The organism is Rhodococcus sp. 06-462-5 (genome assembly GCF_002258315.1).
In the GTDB taxonomy this organism is placed as follows: domain Bacteria; phylum Actinomycetota; class Actinomycetes; order Mycobacteriales; family Mycobacteriaceae; genus Rhodococcoides.
On record NZ_NOYD01000012.1, the window covers coordinates 266,235 to 284,734 of the forward strand.

The following is an 18,500-nucleotide window of genomic DNA, read 5'->3' on the forward strand; positions in this document are numbered from 1 at the left end:
GGGCAGGCGAGCCCGTGCAAGGTGTACGAGCGCCGATGCCAGAATGTTCAAAGCTCGGTAAAGAAATGTTTCCCGCCCTCGACATGAACGTCCGAGGGTCCACCGACGTATCCACTGTCATGAGCATCGGGAGCGTGATCGAACTGGACTTCGACGTCGCTGCCGCGTACGACGAGCACGCGTCGGCCATGCTCGGGTTCGCCGTCAACGCTCTGCGGGACAGAACTCTGGCCGAGGATTGCGTTCAGGAGACCTTCTTTCGGGCATGGCGAGCGCGATCCCGATTCGAGCCGAGGCGCGGGTCGCTGCGAACGTGGCTGTTCGCCATCGAACGCAACGTGATCGTCGATGTTCAGCGGTCGCTGACGAGAATGCCGATGCCGGCTTCGGACCGGATCGAAGACGTCGATCGGGGGCCGGGCGGGGTCACGCGCGACACCAGTCCCGACGTCGACGAGCGGCTCCGCATCATCGCCGCGCTTGCTCTGCTCTCTCCCGAGCATCGGCAGGTCGTGGTCGCAGTGCACCTGGGCGGCAGCACCTACGCGGAACTGTCGGAATCGACCGGGGTTGCCGTACGAACACTGCGCACCCGCACCTTCTACGCACTGCGGGCACTACGAGAGCACCTCGACGGAAAGGAGGAAACATGAGCGCATCACCCGATCGCCGAGCCGAATTGATCGCCGCTGCCGTCGGCGACGACCTCGACGACGCCGAAGCCTCCGAACTGCGCGAGCTCGCCGCGGCGGACCCCACGATCGACACCGAAATCGCCGAACTGCGCGCGATGACGGACATCCTTGGCCACCACGGACCGAGCGAGCCCTGGCTCGAACCTGCGACGCCACCCGACCTGCGCGAACGAATCCTCGTCGCGACGGGACACTCCCCGCGACAGCGGTCCGGATCGCAGCGATTCGGAATGCAGCGCAGGTCAGCAGGTCTGGCCGCTGCGGCCGCAATCGTGGGGGTGGTGGTCGGCAGTGGGGTCGTGCTCGGGGTCGACGCCTACCGCGAGCCCGCGAATCCACCCACCGCGATCACCGGTCCACCCGGAACCCTCGGCGCATACGAGGAAATCGCGTTCACCACGACTGCGCCGAGCGTCGACATAGAAGGAGGTCTGGTCGCCCACACCTGGGGCACCGAGACCGTCCTGGAGATGGACGGCATCTCCGATCGTGGGCCCTACGAGGTGGTTCTCGTCGACCGGACGGGTGTCGAACGCCCGTCCGGCACGTTCCTCGGTAGCGACATCACCATCGAGTGCCGCATGAACGCCGCGGTACTGCGCCAGGACGTGACCGACATCGAGATCCGCACATCCGGCGGCGCCGTCCTGGCGCGCGCTCAGCTGCCGACGGCCTCGTAGCGTCCGGAGTCGGCTCGGCTGCGGTTCGAGCCGGGCCACCAGTTGCGCTCACCGAAGAGCTTCATCATCGCGGGCACCATCATCATGCGCACCAGCACCGCGTCGAACAGCACGGCAATGGCGAGAGCGAAGCCGAACTGTTTGAGCTCGAGCACATCGGCGGTGAGGAAGCTGGCGAACACGGCGATCATGATCGCGGCGGCGGCCGTGATCGGCCTGGCGGTGTGCTCGATGCCGTCGACGACGGCCACGTCGTTGCTCGCTCCCCGCACGAACACCTCACGCATGCGGCCGATGAGGAACACCTCGTAGTCCATCGACAGGCCGAAGACCACGGCGAACACCGTCACCGGTAGATACACCTGGATGTAGCCAGGGCTCTCGAAGCCGAGAAGGCTCGAACCCCAACCCCATTGGAAGACGGCGACGGTCGCACCCAACGCCGCGCCGGTGACCAGCAGGTTCATGGCCACGGCCTTGAGCGGAATCACCACGCTGCGGAAGACGACGGCCAGGTAGAAGAGCGAGAAGGCCAGCACCGCGGCGACGACCCAGGCGAACTTGCCCGAGATCTCGTCGGAGGCGTCGACCACCAATGCGGTGGTGCCACCGACGGAGACGTTCGTGCCGTCCCGGTCACCTGCGGCGACCGCCTGCTCACGCAGGGATCCGACGAGATCGGAAGCCTCCGTCGAGTCGATCGGCACCGACGGAACGACGATCAGCAACGACCGCCCGCCCTCCGGCTGAGCCAACGCGTAGGCGACGCGATCGTCGCCGCGCACGGAGTCGGCGAACGCGTTGACGGTGGCCATCTGTTGCGGTCCCAACGGACTGTCGTCCTCGCCGGTGAACACGATGGTGATCGGTGAGATGGTGCCGGGCGCGAATTTCTCGGTCAGGACCGTGTTGGCCCGTCCGGACGGTTCCGCGCTGAGCGCTTCGGCGCCGAGGTCGACGCCGTACGAGATGGAACCGATGGGAATCAGGCAGACGACAAGGACCGCGGCCGACGCCGCCGTGTACCGCCACGGGCGTTCGATGACGTGCTGCGCCCACCGCGACCACCACGTGGGCACGGCGGCGTCGTGCTCGTCGACCGACGGAGGTTGGAATCGGCGCGGCAGAGACCAGGCCCCGATGCGCGTTCCCAATACCGCAAGAATCGCCGGCAGCAAGGTCCACGCGACCACGACGACGGTGGCAATGGTGAGCGCGACGACCAACGAGATGCTCTGTACCGCGGGAACGTCGACGATTGCGAGGGCACCGAGTGCGATCAACACGACCAGACCCGAAATGACGATGGTGTGCCCGGCGGTGCCCATGGCAGCCCCGACGGCGCGCTCCGTCCGGTCCGGATCGTCCGAGGGTGTCCGCCCTATCTCCTCCCGGAATCGACTGACGATGAAGAGCGCGTAGTCGATTCCCAGACCCAGACCGAACATCGCGGCCACGGTGGTGACGAGGACGTCGAACGTCATCACGTTGGACAACAGCGCGAACATCCCGAACGCCGCCAGCACGCCGATGCCGGTGGAGACCAACGGCACGATGCCTGCGACCACCGACCCGAGCGCCAGAATCAGGACCACGAACGCGATGGGAAGACCGATGCTCTCCGCCCGCACCGCGTCCTCGGATTCGACACGGGTGAGATCGACCGTCATCGGGGAATACCCCGTCACCGCGACCTCGACGCCGTTGCCGGAGGCCGAGCCGATCATCTCCTGCACGCGTTCGGCAACTGCGATCCGATCGCTGGCCTCTCCGCCGATACCGACGAACGCGAGCGCAGACGTGCCGTCCTCGGAGATCGTCGGGACGAAGCCTGCGGTCTCGTAGGGGTCGACGACCCGCAGCACGTCCGGGGACTGCCGGAGCTGACCGACGACCTCCCCCACTCGCTCGCGGAACGCCGGGTCCGAGGTGTTCACCGATTCGGAGGTGAACGTGACGACGAGTTGTTCGGAGCCGAACGACTCGAAGTGACGCTCGATCAGATCATCGGCCCGGCTCGATTCGGTGCCCGGCACCGAGAAGTTGGCTCCGACCAGCGAATTCTGCAGCGCCGGGTACAGAACCGCCGATCCCACCGCCAGCAGAGTCCAGATCGCCAGCACCACCCAGCGCCGACGGGCGACGAGTCGACCCCACCGGTCGCCGATGTTTCCCCTGCTCACCTGCGGGTCGATTCGCGAGATCGTCTCGGTCATCTACGTCAACTCCCGGCTGAAGATGCGGTACGTGCGATGCGGAGCGAGTTTCGTCCGGGACAGGACCGAGCCCTTCATCCACGGACTGTCGTCGAGCACGGGAGCCGCTTCCACACGGGTGAACCCGAGGTCGCGCATGCGCACCGACATCTCCATGATCAGCAGGGAGGACACGGCTCGATCCGGGCAATCGGGGTCGACGAACAGCATGTCCACCCGCACGCCGTCGATGACCTCCGTGCGACCCGGACGCTTGACGTGCCACAGCGTCACCAGGTCTCGCGCCCAGCGAGACTTCAGGTGCGACGCCTTCGCGGCGGCCTGATTGACGTCCGGGATTCCCATCAGGAAGCCGACGGGCTTGCCGTCGAGTTCGGCCAGCAGGGTGAGCCTGCGGTCGATGACCGGAAGCATCATCTTCAGCAACTCGAACAGCTCCGTGTAGGACAGCGGCGAAAAGCCCCAGAAGTTCACGAACGTCTTGTTGTAGAGGTCCCGCACGATGCGCGCGTCGCGCCGCAGCGTCCGGTACTTCATCGACCGGAACGTCACCTCGGATCGCGCCTTGATCTTCTCGAAGATCTGCATGTGCCGCGCGTATTTAGGGTCGTTGTAGATGATGCACGGATCGTCGAAGAGGTAGCTGTAGAAGTCCTTGACCGCCATCAGACCCCACTTCTCGAAGTGGGCCGCGTAGTAGAGCGGATTGTGCGGCATCCCCACCAGGGGCAGTGCCGGGATCTCGTCGACGACGACGCCTGCGCTGTAGAACATCGACGGCCCGAACGGCCCCGATATGGTCGCGAGCCCGCGGGCCGAAAGCCATTGTGCCGCAGCGTCGAGCAACGCCTTCGCGACGTCGTGATCGTCGACGGCCTCGTAGAAGCCGAAGAAGCCGATCGACTCCCCCGTGTACTCGGTGAACGACAGGTCGTGGATGGCCACGACGCGACCGACGGCAATTCCGTTCTCGCGCGCCAGGAATGCTTTCGTGATGCGGGTGGCCGCGACCGAGGACGGCGGTGCGATGAGCACTCGACGCAGGTCCATCGACTCGTCGGGAAGACGGTACGGATCGCCCTGGTAGACCAGGTCCGAGACGGCCTCGAACTCGCGCCAGCCTGCTTTGCCGTCGACCTCTTCGATCGTGATCATCGTTCCTCTTCGCTCCGTTGACTGCCGTCGACGAGGATCGGTGAACGGGCCACCGTCGTCTCCCCGGCGAACACGTAATTGCCTGGCCGGACGGTGATTTCGTCGACGAGTGCGTCCGGCACGAACACGTCGCACTGAGAACCGAAGCGGATCATCCCGTACTGCTGGCCGCGTTCGACGGTGTCACCGACGGCCACGTGCGCGACGATGCGGTCGACCCAGAGATCGGCGATCTGCGTCACCGTCACCACGGCACCGGACTCGTGCTCGATCGAGATGGTGAGCCTCTCGTTGGTGAGCAGGTAGTCGCAGCCCTCGTCGTAGGGAGTGCGTCGGGTCAACAGATTCGCGCCGACCCTGGCCATCGACTTGTTGAACGGTGCCGCGGACCGGTGGCGACGCATGCCGACGGTGCCCGACACCGGAATTCGATTGCGGTGCACCGAGTATTCGGACATGTAGATCCCGATGAGGTAACCGCTGTCGGTCGAGCCGACTCCTGCGATCTCGTCGAGAACGATCGTCCGCCCCTTCTTGACGGCGAACGCGGTACTGCCCGCCTCCACTCGCTTGACGTACGTGACGAACCCGTCGGCCGGGGCGAGTACCGCCCGCGGATCGGCCGGTGGTTCGCGGTGCGGATCGCGGAAGAAGAACCGGGTCCGCCAGTACACGAACAACGCGAACAGAGCTGTTGGCACCGCGCCGAGGCCGACTGCCCACCGAACCCAGGACATCAGCTGTGCCGCTGTTCGTCGACGCTCTCCGACCAGGTCACGAAGGCATCGGCCGCCCGGATCCGCACCGAGCCGGGCAGCACCCCGATCAGCCCGCACACCACGTAGAAGCCGAGCGAGAGAACGCCGTTGGTCACCTCACGGCCGATGGGTACGTCCCGCAGGCGCACCGAGGTGGGCTCGAATCCGTCCGTCACGTCAGTTGACGGCGGCGGGCGTGAGCGTCTTGAGCTGTGCTTTCTCGAAGTAGAGCTCGAAGAGTCGGCGGTGATCGCACCAGGAGATGTCGTGGTCGACGGGCAGGATCGCCTCGGGCTTGTGCACCAGGCGCATGAGCTTGTCGATGTTGTCGGCCAGCATCGTCTCGGCGAATCGAGGAGAGATGCGTGCGCTGACGCGCTCCTTGAACTCCTCCCAGCTCACCAGATCGAGTCCGAGGAGGTCGGCGTAGAGATCGTGACCGTAACCGGTGGGATTGCTCGGCAGTAGCCTCGTCAGAGGATGACTGCGCAGCGAGTTGCTCGCCATGACGTCGCACATCACGTCGACGGGAACGTAGTTCATTCCCGGGCCGTCCCAGATGGCACCGGCAGCGATCGCCAGTTCGATGATGCGCCAGAAGCTGTAGACCCGCCCCGGATCGCGACCGAGTTCGGTGCTGCCGAGGATGTAGGGAGCCTCGCACAGGGTGACCGAGTAGGTGTCCGACATCGACAGCCATCCGAGCAGCGTTGCGTTGACCCACTTCATCTGCGCGTATCCGGAGTACCACCAGGAATCGGGACGACGGAAGTCCTCGGGCTTCTGGTACAGGTGGGCACCGATACTGCCCACGTACGTCAGATGCTTGCGGGTGGAGGTGATGCTGAATTCGAGGATGCGCAGCACGCTGACGAACCAGTCGTCGCGCAGGTCGGCGTAGCTCTCGGTGTAATCGGTCGAACTGGCGCAGTTGAAGATCTGCCCCACTCCGGCAGCCAGGTCGTAGTAGGCGGCCTTGTCGAGACCGAACCGGAACTTCGTCGGAGTGCCCTCGACGATGCGGATCTTGTCGGCATCCACCGCGATCTCGTACTGATCGAACGTGCGCTGCAGACGCTCGAAAGCCGTTTCCTCCTCGGTGGGACGAACCATCGCGTACACGACCTCGACGGCGGAATCACGAGTCAGACGGCCGATCAGGTGAGCACCGAGAAAGCCGTTGGCCCCGAACACGAGCGCGGTGTCGGTGCGCGGCGCTGCCATGTCCGCCAAGCGGCGGCGAGTCTCCTCGTCGATGAACGGACGCAGAGCCGTCGGATCACCGTTGCTCAGTGCGACGACGTCGGCGTACTTCCCGGCAAAGCGAAGCCCCGGGCATTCGCTGGTGATCAGTGCATCTGCGTGCGGCCAGATCGGACGCAACGATCCGTCTCCGAACAGTGCTTCTACGTGCATTCGCGCTCCCCTGCAACGGTCGGTGTCCCACATCACTCGGACGGGCAGACGTTAGCAATGACGCGGGCCCATAAACGGTCGACCACAAAAGTCTGGGAACCCCCACAGCGCCGCTCAACCGGCGTTGAGAGTGTTCCCAATCGAATTAGGCAAATCGCCCTGCGCCGGTAGGGGCGATCTCCAGCGATTTCCATTCGTCGAGACAAACGAGGCCCTTCGACGGTCTAATCGTTTCCCATGACGGCAGTACAGCCACACCCCCTCCTGCAACCCGCACGCGATCCGAGCGGCGGCGACGCAGCGGCGGCATGGGCGACCATCGTGCGCGAGCAACCGCGCTACCCGCGGGTGTCCATCACGGCGAACGTGCGCATACCGATGAGCGACGGAACGGCATTGCGCGCATACGTCTTTCGCCCCGCGGACGCGTCGGGACGGGCGGTGGAGGGCGTGTTTCCCACCGTCCTGAACCTCACGCCCTACAACAAGCTGCTGATCAAGGGCATCGACACCATCCTCGAGACCCCGGTTCTCGGTCGCGCGATCCGAGCTTTCTCCTCTGCGTTCGACCTGACCGGAACCAGATTCGACGGCATCACCGAGATCACCCGGGTGGTGGCGGGCGGGGCGGCCGACCTGCTCTCGGTCAACCGTCATCTCGTGCGCAGCGGGTACGTGCAGATGATCGTCGACGTCCGCGGCACCGGCAGCTCCTCGGGCACCTGGGACGTGCTGGGCCCCCGAGAGCAGCTCGACTCGCTCGAAGTGATCGAGTGGGCGCGACGCAGGCAGTGGTGCAACGGCAGGATCGGGATGGCCGGAATCTCGTACTCCGCCATCAACGCCCTGCAGGCCGCAGCCAAGCAGCCTGCAGGCCTCGACGCGGTGTTCGCGGTCGAGGGGTCGGTGGACATCGTGCGGGAGATCTTCGCCACCGGAGGCGCAACCTCGGCGTTCATTCCGCTGTGGCTCGCGGCCGTCAACGGGCTCAAATGGGCGCCTGCGGTCGGCGGAATCGACACGCTCGCCTGGCTCCGCGATCGCGCTCGATCCCCGGCCACGAATCTGCTCGACCTGGCCAAAGGGTTTGTCTCGGGCGGAGATCCGCGAATCTACGACAACGAGTACTACGACACCATCGATGCCGTCATCGAAGACATCGCGGCACCGACATTTCTGTACGGCTGCTGGCACGACATATTCGGCGGTTCCGCACCGGACATCTACAACCGGCTCGCTCTCGAACGCGGATACAAGCAGCTGCTCGTCGGCGACGGGTACCACGGCAACCCGGGAATCGGGTTCGGCGAACCGGGATTTCCGCCTCGCCTGGACGTACTCGAGCGGGCCTGGTTCGACAAGTGGCTGCGCGACGTGGACAACGGAATCGAGAACTACGGCCCCGTCACCCTGCGTCAGCAGGGTGGCAATTGGACTGCGCACGGGCGCTTTCCGGCTCCTCGGGCGCAACCTCGCCGGCTCTACCTGTCGGCAGCGGCGTCGGGCACCGCGCCCCATGCCGTCGCCGACGGCAGCCTCACCGGCGATCCGGCCGCCGAGTCCGACGTCCTGACGGTCCGGCCCTCACTGCGGGCCGTCGTATCTCGTGACACCACACAGGTTCTCGCAGGCGTGACGGCAGTCCTGGGCGGCGGTTTCACCTACGACAATCGATTCGCCGAGGGTGCCGCAGTCACCTTCACCACCGCGCCCGCCGAGTCGGACACCGTGCTGTCCGGTCCCATGAACCTGCATCTGCGTGTGGTCTGCCATGCGCCGGAGGCGATGTGGGCCATCATGATCTGCGACGTCGCCCCGAGCGGCCGATCGATCGTGCTGAGCAACGGCGCCCTGCTCGCATCACGCCGAGCCGTCGACGACGAGCGATCACTGTTCGCCCCGAACGGTGATTACACCCGTCCGTACCATCCACTCACCGAGGCAGCGCTGCTCCCGGTACCCGTGGGGGAACCCATCGATCTCGACATCGACATCCTGACCACCGAGGCCGTCATCGCATCCGGCCACCGCCTGCGCGTGAGCGTATTCGCCACCGACACACCGCGGTTCATCCCGATCCTGCCGGATCTGGTGCGTACCCGCCTGCGCAGGCAGGACATCGACATCGACCCGGAGAGTCCGAGTTACCTGGTGGTGCCGGTACTCGGTGAGCCCGGCTGGTAGGAACGAGAGCATGAGAATCGAACAAGGTGTCGCGCCGACGAACTCCGTCGAGATCGCGTACGAGGACATGGGGTCGATCGACGATCCCGCGGTGCTGCTCATCATGGGTCTGTCTGCGCAATTGACGTTGTGGCCCATGGACTTCTGCACCCGTCTCGTCGACGCGGGCTACCGGGTGATCCGCATCGACAACCGCGATATCGGGTTGTCCACCAAGATGACCGGGCAGAAGGTGCGAGGTTCCCAGATTCTTCGCCTGATCCGGCACGAGTTCGGGATGTCCTCGGACGTGCCGTACACCATCACGGACATGGCGGCCGACGCCGTCGGCGTGCTCGACCATCTCGACATCGACTCGGTGCACGTCGTCGGGGCGTCCATGGGCGGGATGATCACCCAGGTCTTCGCCGGAAGCTATCCCGACCGAACGAAGTCGGTCGGGATCCTCTTCTCGAGCACCAACGAGCCGTTCCTGCCGCCGCCCGACCCACGCGCGCTGCTGCCGCTCATGGGTGGCGTCGGGAAGGACGCGACCAAGGACGAGATCATCGCGCACTCGGCGAAGACGCTCGCCGCGATCGGCTCCCCCGGCTACCGCACTCCACTAGAGGAGCAGCTCGAGATCGCGCAGGTGATGTACGAGCGGAACTACAACCCGTCCGGTGTCGTCCGGCAGATGGCCGCCATCACCGGCACCGGCAGTCTGCGGCCCTACGCGAAGAAGATCACCGCACCCACCACGGTCATCCACGGCACCGCCGACAAACTGGTGCGGCCGTCGGGCGGGAAGGCCATCGCCCGTGCCGTCCCCGACGCCGAGCTGACGTTGATCGACGGTATGGCCCACGACCTGCCTGCCGCGCTGATCGACCGCATCGCCGGGATCATCCTGGCGAATTTCGCGCGGGCCGCCTAGGCGCGACGGGCCTCGTCACGCAACGAAGGCCGGCACCCGAGGTATCGGTGCCGGCCTTCGTTGTGGTGCTGAGCTGATTTACGCGTTCGCGTCGTCCTCGAGGAGGTTGCGCGTGCGGTTCGGATCGACCTGGACGCCGGGTCCGGTGGTGGTCGAGACGGTGACCTTCTTGACGTAACGGCCCTTGGCCGACGACGGCTTCGCACGCAGGATCTCGTCCAGCGCTGCGCCGTAGTTCTCCACCAGCTTGGTCTCGTCGAACGAGGCCTTGCCGATGACGAAGTGCAGGTTGGCCTGCTTGTCGACGCGGAAGTTGATCTTGCCGCCCTTGATGTCGTTGACGGCCTTGGTCACATCGTTGGTGACCGTGCCCGTCTTCGGGTTCGGCATCAGGCCACGCGGTCCGAGGACACGGGCGATACGGCCGACCTTGGCCATCTGATCCGGGGTGGCGATCGCGGCGTCGAAGTCCAGGAATCCGCCCTGGATGCGCTCGATCAGATCTTCTGCGCCGACGACGTCGGCTCCTGCTGCCTCGGCCTCTGCAGCCTTCTCACCAGCGGCGAAAACAATAACCCGAGCGGTCTTGCCGGTGCCGTGGGGAAGGTTGACGGTGCCGCGCACCATCTGGTCGGCCTTGCGAGGGTCGACGCCGAGACGCACTGCGACCTCGACGGTGGGGTCGAACTTGCTCGACGCGGTCTCCTTGGCCAGCTTGGCGGCTTCGAGAGGCGAGTAGAGGTTGTCCTGGTCGATCTTTGCGGCCTGCTCGAGGTAGGCCTTGCTGCGCTTTGCCATGTCTTACTGTCCTTCGTTCGAGTTCAGTGTGGTTGACGAGCCTGGCCGGCTCTCCCACGTGTGATGCTTGGAGAGGCTGGAAATCAGCCTTCGACCGTGATGCCCATCGAGCGAGCAGTGCCGGCGATGATCTTCGCGGCCTGATCGATGTCGTTGGCGTTGAGGTCTTCCTGCTTGGTCTTGGCGATCTCGCGCACCTGATCCATGGTCACCTTGGCGACCTTGGTCTTGTGCGGCTCGCCGGAGCCCTTGGCCACGCCTGCAGCCTTGAGCAGCAGCTTGGCAGCCGGAGGAGTCTTCAGCTTGAAGTCGAACGTGCGGTCTTCGTAGACCGAGATCTCGACCGGCACGACGTTGCCGCGCTGCGACTCGGTCGCGGCGTTGTACGCCTTGCAGAACTCCATGATGTTGACGCCGTGCTGGCCCAGTGCGGGGCCGACGGGCGGTGCCGGGTTGGCGGCACCGGCCTGGATCTGAAGCTTGATGATCCCGGCTAGCTTCTTCTTCTTCGGGGGCATTTCTTTTTCCTTGTATTCGCTCGGGTTTCTTGCGGTTGCTACTGCAAGTCTGTGTGGTCGGCTTCTAGATCTTGGAGACCTGAGTGAAGCCGAGCTCGACCGGTGTTTCACGGCCGAAGATCGATACCAGCACCTTGAGCTTCTGCTGCTCTGCGTTGACCTCGCTGATGCTGGCGGGGAGGGTGGCGAACGGGCCGTCCATGACGGTGACCGACTCGCCGACCTCGAAGTCGACCTCGATGGTCGGCTTCGACGTGGTGTCGCCACTCTGATCGGCTGCGCCAGCGGTCGCCTTCGCGTCCTTCTTGGCACCTTCCTGCGGCATCAGGAACTTGACGACCTCGTTGATGGTCAACGGTGACGGCCGCGAGGTGGCTCCGACGAAGCCGGTGACGCCGGGGGTGTTGCGGACCGCTCCCCAGGACTCGTCGTTGAGTTCCATGCGAACGAGGATGTAACCGGGCAGAACCTTGCGGTTGACCTGCTTGCGCTGGCCGTTCTTGATCTCGGTGACCTCTTCGGTGGGAACTTCCACCTGGAAGATGTAGTCGCCGACGTCGAGGTTCTGCACGCGGGTCTCGAGGTTGGCCTTGACCTTGTTCTCGTATCCGGCGTACGAGTGAATGACGTACCAGTCGCCGGGAGCGCGGCGCAGAGCCGCCTTCATCTCGGCAACGGGATCCTCGGGCTCGGCCGTCACATCTGCGTCGACGGTCTCGCCGTCGTCGGCGGGGACGTCCTCACCGGCGGCAGCGGCAACATCGGCCTTGATTGCTTCGTCGGTCTCGCGGTCCTGAGCGGCCTGCTCCGCTTCGAGGCCCTGCTTGGTCGCCTCGACATCGGCGTCGAATGCGGCCACTTCGGTGGCGTCGTTGTGCGGCGTGCTCACGTCAGCACCCTTTCTCTAGTTCCTGCTCGGTTCGATCGTCGATAGGTCGCGCAGCTGCGATCGGTCAGCCGAACAGCCAGCCGACGCCCTGGATGAAGAGCACGTCGAGGCCACTGATGTACGCAACCATGAACGTCAGGAAGACGAGCACGACGGTGGTGTAGGTGACCATCTGCTTCTTGTTCGGCCAGATGACCTTGCGAAGCTCGGCGACGACCTCACGGAAGAACTGCAACAGACGCAGAAACACGTTCGGCCGCTTGTCGGCTTTGACCTTGCCCGGACGAGTCCTACCGGCCTTGGCCTTCGCCGGCGCGGTGGATGCGGCCGGAGCCTTGGACATCGACACGCCCGCAGCGCTACCGCGGGACCTGCTGGTCGATCGCTTACCGGTGGGGACCACGGCGTCTGCAGCGGATTCACCGGCAGCGGTGTCAGCATCGGAAGGACGGCCCTCGGAGCCAGGTGCGACGTCGTCTGCAGCCGAAGAGTTCTCGAACTCCTCCGATCGACCGTCGCGCTTACCGCGCTCCTCGCTCACGTCGTTCCTCTCAGTTGCTGACACCTTGGGCAGGGGCGACAGGACTTGAACCTGCAACCTACGGTTTTGGAGACCGTTGCTCTACCAATTGAGCTACGCCCCTTCGGCCGAAACTTTCTCGGCCGCTCTGGTGTCCATCCGGGCTCTCACCCCACCCGCACACCCTCCGGAAGAGGACGCGGGCAGCGCAGAGCGCCGGATTACCCCAGAAATCTCAGTGTACTGCACGCCCTTCGGAACAGATAAATCCCGTCGTCCCGGCCGTGAACGAGCTCGACCGGATCGACCATGCTCAGGCCAAGCGCACCGTTGCGGTGGCTCGCCCGAAAATCTTCTTGCCTGCGGACTTCGCGACGATGGCGACTGTCGCGGTCCGCTTCTCGGCGTCCACGGACTTGACCTTGCCGGTGAACTCCACCGACGCCGGGGAGTCGGCCGGGACCAACACTGCACTGGTGAAGCGCACGTTGTACTCGGTGACCGCACCCGGGTCGCCGAGCCACGAGGTGACGAAACCGGCCCCGAGACCCATCGTGAGCATTCCGTGCGCGATGACGTCGTCCAATCCGGCCAGCTCGACGACTTCGTCGCTCCAGTGGATCGGGTTGGGATCGCCCGATACGCCTGCGTAGTTCACCAGGTCGCCGCGGGTGAGTGCGACGATGCGCTCGGGAAGCTCCTCGCCGACCGACACCTCGTCGAAGTTACGAAGCGCCATGCCTGATCACTTCCTTCACCGCATGGGCGATGTTCTCGTCGATCTCCCCGCCGGTACGCGCCACGATGGTCGTCCAGGTCGTTTGAACGAGATCGCCGTTCTGATCGGTGATGATGTTCTTGGTGGTCATGATGTCGCTGCCGCTCATCTGCCGGAACGATTCGAGATACACGTCGCAGAAGATTCGATCGCCCACCTGGATCGGGCGATGAAATTCCAGTCTCTGATCGGTCTGCAGAATCTGACTCGGGTCGTAGCCCGTGATGACTTCTTGCAACATCCGGGTCTGCGACATGATTCCGAGCAGGGAAACGAAGGTCAAGGGCGCGAGGAGACCGTCGTAACCGAGGCCCTTCGCAGCGTCCTCGTCGTGATGCGCGGGATGAAAATCCTGGACGGCACGCGCGTATTCACGAACCTTCTCGCGGCCGACCTCGTAGAAGTCGTCGACGCGAAAATGAGAACCGACCATGGACGCCGCGTGAGCGGATGCATCCATGGCCGGGACGTCGTGCGGAGCTTGTGACACGGAAAGACAACCTTTTCTACCCTGGACGCAAGAGCCGTTAGGGGAAGAAGTGTGTCCTAACGCCGGGCGCCGACTGGTGAACGGAAATGCGAACCAGCGAGCCGAGCGGACTAGCGAGATTCGCGGTGAGCCCGATGCGTGCCGCAGTTGGAGCAGAACTTCTTCAGCTCGATGCGGTCGGGATCGTTCCGACGGTTCTTCTTGGTGATGTAGTTGCGGTGCTTGCAAACCTCGCAGGCCAAGGTGATCTTGGGCCGCACATCGGTGGAGGAGGCCACTGGACGCCTACTTTCGGGTAAATCTGATCAGGGTCAATCAGGACTGTTCATGAGTGCTACGGGTCGTGCTTGCCTACTGTGTAGCGGTGACCGGACTTGAACCGGCGACGCAACGATTATGAGTCGTTTGCTCTACCAACTGAGCTACACCGCCTCAGGTGCTCACCGTCCACCATCCCACGTGGGGAACGCGACGTCGAGCCATCCAATCCAGCGAGCCCCCTAACGGAATCGAACCGTTGACCTTTTCCTTACCATGGAAACGCTCTACCGACTGAGCTAAGGGGGCGGGATCAGAGCACATCAAGCCGTGCGCTGAAGCCTTCAAGAGGTTACACATTCGGAGCGCCCAGTACCAAATTGCGTGGTCAGCGAGCCCTTCCAGTCCCTCTTCACATGGAAACCCCAGCGAGGGAAAACCTCGCCGGGGTTCCAGGTGTGGCAGATGTAGGATTCGAACCTACGTAGGCATAAGCCGACGGATTTACAGTCCGCTCCCATTGGCCGCTCGGGCAATCTGCCGTGATGCGATCGAAGCCCGTACTGCTCTTCGGCGCGGTGAGAAGAATACAACGAACGTCCCCCCGGAACGCAAACCGGGTGGATACGGTCGGTAGCGGGCCGATAAAGTCCCTGCGGGATGTGGACCGACACCACCGCCAAAACAAATTTCGATTCGACTGGAGAGTGTGAGAAGTGGCTGATTCGTCCTTCGACGTAGTGAGCAAAGTCGACCGACAGGAAGTGGACAACGCCGTCGGACAGGCCGCGAAGGAACTGGCGACGCGCTTCGACTTCCGCGGATCCGACACCAGCATCGAATGGTCCGGCAGCGGAGAGTCCGAGACCATCGTCATCACGTCCGAATCCGAGGAGAAGGTCAAGGCCGCCCTCGACGTGTTCAAGGAGAAGCTGATCCGACGGGACGTCTCCCTCAAGGCCTTCGAGACCAACGATCCGGCCGCGTCCGGCAAGGTCTACAAGGTCACCGGCAAGCTCGTGCAGGGCATCACGACCGAGAACGCCAAGAAGATCTCCAAGAAGATCCGCGACGACGGCCCCAAGGGCGTCAAGGCCCAGATCCAGGGCGACGAACTGCGCGTGAGCAGCAAGAAGCGCGACGACCTGCAAGCCATCCAGCAGCTGCTCAAGAACGAGGACTTCGGCATCGCACTGCAGTTCGTCAACTACCGATAGTGCCTTCGGCAGTGGTGTGCTCGAGTGCCCCAGGAGGCACTCGAGCACACCACTGCTCTGCACTACGGCCGGTGGCCGGCCATCCGCTCGAGTCGCTCGATGCGGTCGGCCATCGGCGGGTGGGTGGCGAACAGTCGACCCGCCTTGTCGCCGATGCGGAACGGATTGGCGATCATCAGATGCGACTCGGCGGCCAAGCGCGGCTCGGGCGGCAACGGTGCCAATTGCACTCCCCGCTCGAGCTTGCGGAGCGCCGACGCCAGCGCCAGCGGATCTCCGGTCAGCTCGGCTCCCGACTGATCTGCCTGATACTCCCGCGAACGAGAGACCGCCAGCCGTACCAGGGTGGCCGCAATGGGCCCCAGCATCGACACCAGCAACAACGCGAGCGGGTTCGCGCCTCCGCTGCCGCGGCCGCCGAAGACGTTGGCGAAGAAGGCCAGGTTGGCCAGGCCCGAAATGACAGCAGCCATCGCCCCGGCCACCGACGAGATCAGAATGTCGCGGTTGTAGACGTGCGAGAGCTCGTGGCCCAGCACCGCTCGTAGTTCACGCTCGTCGAGGATGCGCAGGATGCCCTCGGTGCAGCACACCGCAGCGTTGCGCGGATTGCGTCCGGTGGCGAACGCGTTGGGGTTGTTGGTGGGACTGACGTACAGCGCAGGCATCGGCTGATGGGCCGTCGTCGCCAACTCCCGCACGATCCGATACATCGCCGGTTGCTCGAGTTCGCTGACCGGCACCGCGTGCATCGACTTCAGGGCCATCTTCGCGCTGTTGAAGTATGCGTAGCCGTTGACGCCCACCGCCAGGACGATCGAGCCGATCAGAATGGTCGCGTTACCGAACAGCGAACCGATGAAGACGATGAGCGCCGACATCCCGACCAGCAGGCCGAATGTCTTTGCGCCGTTCGCGTAACCGTTCATGACTGAAGGTGCCTCCTCGTACCGGGTGTTACTACCCGATTCAACGAAAACACCCCGACCGGCAGTTCCCGGTCGTCAGCCCACGCGTTCGACGGTGTAATCCACCAACCGGCCGAGTGCATCGTTGGCAGGCCCCTGCGGCAGCAGTGCGAGTTCTGCGTGCGCCCGAGCGGCGTATTCGCCGAGTGTCTTCTTGGCCGAGACCATTCCGGGTGAACGCTGCAGCAGCTCCAGAGCCTCGGTGACCAGGGCGTCCTCGGTGACCGGACCGGCCAGGATCTCGCGCAGTCGATCGCCGTCGGCCCCTTCCTCGCGCAGCGCGAAGAGCACCGGCAGAGTGTGTACGCCCTCCCGCAGGTCGGTGCCGGGAGTCTTGCCGGACTGCTCGGTGGCCGAGGAGATGTCGATGATGTCGTCGGAGATCTGGAAGGCGGTACCGACGGCGTCCCCGAGGCGCTCGAGTCGTCCCACGTGCTCGGCATCGCCGCCGCTGAAGGTTCCACCGAAGCGTCCGCACGATGCGATGAGCGAACCGGTCTTCTCCCACACGACCTTCAGATAGTGCGCGACGGGATCGTCGGTGCTCTTGGCTCCGATGGTTTCGCGCATCTGACCGGTGACGAGTTCTGCGAAAGTCTCGGCGATGATGCGCACGGCGTCGGGTCCGAGCGTGGACACCAGACGAGACGCGTGCGCGAACAGGTAGTCGCCCGCGAGGATCGCCACACTGTTACCCCAGCGTGAGTTCGCACTCTCGGCGCCTCGACGCATCGACGCCTCGTCCATGACGTCGTCGTGATAGAGCGTCGCCAGGTGGACCAGTTCGACGACCGTGGCCGCGGTGACGATCGCCGGATCGGTCGGAGACGGTCCCAGCTGGCCGGTGAGCACGGTGAACAGGGGCCGGAATCGTTTTCCGCCGGCCTTGGCCAGGTGCAACGCGGCCTCGGTGAGGAACTCCTCACCGTCGGAGAGTTCGCTGATCATCAGTTCTTCGACGCGTGCGAGGCCGTCGGCGACGGATCGCGCGAGCTCCGGGTCACCCAGGTCGACTCCGGCAACGACCGTTGCTACGGCAGCGTCGTCTGTACTCACGATGTTGGTCCCTGTCCTGTCGTCGACATGCCGGCGGCAGCGGCGAAGCGCCGTTGCTCGCCTTCTACCGTAGTGAACCTAGCGTGCGCACCGCAGGGACGGTGTCACCGACCACAGGTGACGCTTCACTCACCGAGGTTGCCGGAGATCACTTCCAGTGTCGCGGCCATCGCTGCCGACGCTCTGTCACCCAAGGCGTCGGTCAGAGCGGCCATCAGACCTTCGAGCAGGATCACGTGCGGAATTCTGCTGGTCACGGCGAGTTCGCGCTGGAAGCTGAGGTCGCGCATGCCCACCACCAGTGCGATGTCCGACGCGGCCGCCAGGGTCGAGCGAGCAAAGGACGTCACCGAGACCACGGTGGCCCCGCGTTCCCGTGCGGCCTGAGCGGCCTTGGTCGACGCGCTCGTGGCACCCGATCCGCTGATGATCAGGGCCACATCGCGATCGGTGAGAAGCCGGACGGCGACCTGCTGCGCGATCGAGTCGGTTGGTGCGTGCGAGCGCAGGCCCAGCGAGCGCATCCTGGCGTCGGTATCGGCAGCCAGCGCCGCTGAGAGTCCGTTGCCGATGACCACGATGGACTCGGCACCGGCGAGCGCAGCCACCGCGCGAGTGACGTCCTCGGTGGTCAACAGTGCGGTCATCGCCGCGATGGAATCTCCGACGTGGGCGAACGTCTCCGTCACGATCGCGAACGGACCGTCCGCCGACCGCTCCTGCGCGGGCAACGCCCGAGCCGCATCACGCGCCAGCAAGACCCGCAGCTGCTGATAACCGCCGAAGCCGAGACTCTGGCAGGTACGCACCACCGACGCCCGTGACGCTCCGGCCGCGTCGGCGACCTGCTGCGAGGACATCTCGACGATGTCGGCGGGACGTTCGAGAAACACCTCGGCGACGGCCCGCTCGGCCGGCAGCAACGACGGAATGATCGATCGGATGTGCGGCACGACTCCACCGGGCGCGAGATCCATGCTCATATCTT

At 64.7% G+C, this 18,500-nt stretch carries 20 protein-coding genes and 4 tRNA genes; 5 read left to right on the plus strand and 19 right to left on the minus strand.

Features of this window, described 5'->3' with window-relative positions; genetic code table 11:
* The first annotated feature begins 119 nt into the window (after positions 1–119).
* Positions 120–653, plus strand: a complete 534-nt coding sequence (locus CH251_RS07065) for an RNA polymerase sigma factor (RefSeq protein WP_256978879.1) — start codon at positions 120–122, stop codon at positions 651–653.
* The gene (locus CH251_RS07070; RefSeq protein WP_094612488.1) at positions 650–1,375 is read left to right on the plus strand and encodes a hypothetical protein; all 726 of its coding nucleotides are present in this window, start codon (positions 650–652) and stop codon (positions 1,373–1,375) included. Before CH251_RS07065 ends, CH251_RS07070 begins: the two co-directional genes overlap by 4 nt.
* On the opposite strand, the gene CH251_RS07075 is transcribed toward CH251_RS07070, so the two are convergent.
* The 5 genes from CH251_RS07075 to CH251_RS07095 are packed head-to-tail and all read right to left on the minus strand — an operon-like array spanning position 1,354 to position 6,920.
* A complete protein-coding gene (locus CH251_RS07075) occupies positions 1,354–3,591 on the minus strand; it encodes an MMPL family transporter (protein ID WP_094612489.1) in 2,238 nt (745 codons plus the stop codon). The two genes, CH251_RS07070 and CH251_RS07075, sit on opposite strands and share 22 nt — an antisense overlap.
* Positions 3,592–4,746 carry a hypothetical protein gene (locus CH251_RS07080; RefSeq protein ID WP_094612490.1) on the minus strand — a complete coding sequence of 385 codons (1,155 nt, stop codon included), beginning with the start codon at positions 4,744–4,746 and terminating at the stop codon, positions 3,592–3,594. It abuts the gene before it with no gap.
* Positions 4,743–5,447: a phosphatidylserine decarboxylase gene (locus CH251_RS07085; protein ID WP_256978880.1), complete on the minus strand. Its 705-nt coding sequence runs from the start codon at positions 5,445–5,447 to the stop codon at positions 4,743–4,745. The genes CH251_RS07080 and CH251_RS07085 overlap by 4 nt, the downstream gene beginning before the upstream one ends.
* Positions 5,448–5,482: 35 nt before the next feature.
* Positions 5,483–5,680, minus strand: a complete 198-nt coding sequence (locus CH251_RS07090) for a serine/threonine protein phosphatase (protein ID WP_094612492.1) — start codon at positions 5,678–5,680, stop codon at positions 5,483–5,485.
* 1 nt (position 5,681) lies between these two features.
* Positions 5,682–6,920 carry an SDR family oxidoreductase gene (locus tag CH251_RS07095; RefSeq protein WP_094612493.1) on the minus strand — a complete coding sequence of 413 codons (1,239 nt, stop codon included), beginning with the start codon at positions 6,918–6,920 and terminating at the stop codon, positions 5,682–5,684.
* A gap of 237 nt (positions 6,921–7,157) precedes the next feature.
* Here CH251_RS07095 and CH251_RS07100 point away from each other — a divergent pair, with 237 nt between their 5' ends.
* On the plus strand, positions 7,158–9,104 hold the full coding sequence (locus CH251_RS07100; protein WP_094612494.1) for a CocE/NonD family hydrolase: 1,947 nt from the start codon (positions 7,158–7,160) through the stop codon (positions 9,102–9,104).
* Between the two features lie 10 nt (positions 9,105–9,114).
* Positions 9,115–10,020: an alpha/beta fold hydrolase gene (locus tag CH251_RS07105; protein ID WP_094612495.1), complete on the plus strand. Its 906-nt coding sequence runs from the start codon at positions 9,115–9,117 to the stop codon at positions 10,018–10,020.
* A gap of 78 nt (positions 10,021–10,098) precedes the next feature.
* Here the strand turns inward: CH251_RS07105 and rplA are convergent, their stop codons facing one another.
* From rplA to CH251_RS07160, 11 genes are all read right to left on the minus strand, one after another.
* On the minus strand, positions 10,099–10,818 hold the full coding sequence (gene rplA / locus CH251_RS07110) for a 50S ribosomal protein L1 (protein ID WP_027498276.1): 720 nt from the start codon (positions 10,816–10,818) through the stop codon (positions 10,099–10,101).
* An 83-nt stretch (positions 10,819–10,901) separates the two neighbouring features.
* On the minus strand, positions 10,902–11,336 hold the full coding sequence (rplK, locus tag CH251_RS07115; protein WP_008713829.1) for a 50S ribosomal protein L11: 435 nt from the start codon (positions 11,334–11,336) through the stop codon (positions 10,902–10,904).
* Positions 11,337–11,400: 64 nt separating this feature from the next.
* Positions 11,401–12,225 (minus strand): transcription termination/antitermination protein NusG, encoded by an 825-nt coding sequence (gene nusG, locus CH251_RS07120; protein ID WP_094612496.1) that lies wholly within the window; start codon positions 12,223–12,225, stop codon positions 11,401–11,403.
* A gap of 64 nt (positions 12,226–12,289) precedes the next feature.
* Positions 12,290–12,766 (minus strand): preprotein translocase subunit SecE, encoded by a 477-nt coding sequence (gene secE, locus CH251_RS07125; RefSeq protein ID WP_094612497.1) that lies wholly within the window; start codon positions 12,764–12,766, stop codon positions 12,290–12,292.
* A 30-nt stretch (positions 12,767–12,796) separates the two neighbouring features.
* Positions 12,797–12,869 (minus strand) — tRNA-Trp (locus tag CH251_RS07130).
* 189 nt (positions 12,870–13,058) lie between these two features.
* Positions 13,059–13,484, minus strand: a complete 426-nt coding sequence (gene hadB, locus CH251_RS07135; protein WP_094612498.1) for a (3R)-hydroxyacyl-ACP dehydratase subunit HadB — start codon at positions 13,482–13,484, stop codon at positions 13,059–13,061.
* Complete coding sequence (hadA, locus tag CH251_RS07140; protein ID WP_045840660.1) at positions 13,471–13,983, minus strand: (3R)-hydroxyacyl-ACP dehydratase subunit HadA; 513 nt, start codon at positions 13,981–13,983, stop codon at positions 13,471–13,473. The genes hadB and hadA overlap by 14 nt, the downstream gene beginning before the upstream one ends.
* Positions 13,984–14,123: 140 nt before the next feature.
* Entirely contained in the window at positions 14,124–14,291 is a 168-nt protein-coding gene (gene rpmG / locus CH251_RS07145; RefSeq protein ID WP_027498281.1) for a 50S ribosomal protein L33, read from the minus strand.
* A gap of 81 nt (positions 14,292–14,372) precedes the next feature.
* A tRNA-Met gene (locus tag CH251_RS07150) sits at positions 14,373–14,445 on the minus strand.
* Positions 14,446–14,507: 62 nt separating this feature from the next.
* Positions 14,508–14,580: transfer RNA gene (locus tag CH251_RS07155), tRNA-Thr, on the minus strand.
* A 150-nt stretch (positions 14,581–14,730) separates the two neighbouring features.
* A tRNA-Tyr gene (locus tag CH251_RS07160) sits at positions 14,731–14,813 on the minus strand.
* Between the two features lie 174 nt (positions 14,814–14,987).
* On the opposite strand from CH251_RS07160, the gene CH251_RS07165 reads away from it, so the two are divergent.
* Positions 14,988–15,488 (plus strand): YajQ family cyclic di-GMP-binding protein, encoded by a 501-nt coding sequence (locus CH251_RS07165; protein ID WP_008713817.1) that lies wholly within the window; start codon positions 14,988–14,990, stop codon positions 15,486–15,488.
* Between the two features lie 62 nt (positions 15,489–15,550).
* On the opposite strand, the gene htpX is transcribed toward CH251_RS07165, so the two are convergent.
* The 3 genes from htpX to CH251_RS07180 form a co-directional block, all read right to left on the minus strand.
* A complete protein-coding gene (gene htpX / locus CH251_RS07170; protein ID WP_094612499.1) occupies positions 15,551–16,417 on the minus strand; it encodes a zinc metalloprotease HtpX in 867 nt (288 codons plus the stop codon).
* A 75-nt stretch (positions 16,418–16,492) separates the two neighbouring features.
* The gene (locus CH251_RS07175; protein WP_094612500.1) at positions 16,493–17,512 is read right to left on the minus strand and encodes a polyprenyl synthetase family protein; all 1,020 of its coding nucleotides are present in this window, start codon (positions 17,510–17,512) and stop codon (positions 16,493–16,495) included.
* A 125-nt stretch (positions 17,513–17,637) separates the two neighbouring features.
* Entirely contained in the window at positions 17,638–18,495 is an 858-nt protein-coding gene (locus tag CH251_RS07180; protein WP_094612501.1) for a MurR/RpiR family transcriptional regulator, read from the minus strand.
* Between the last annotated feature and the right edge of the window lie 5 nt (positions 18,496–18,500).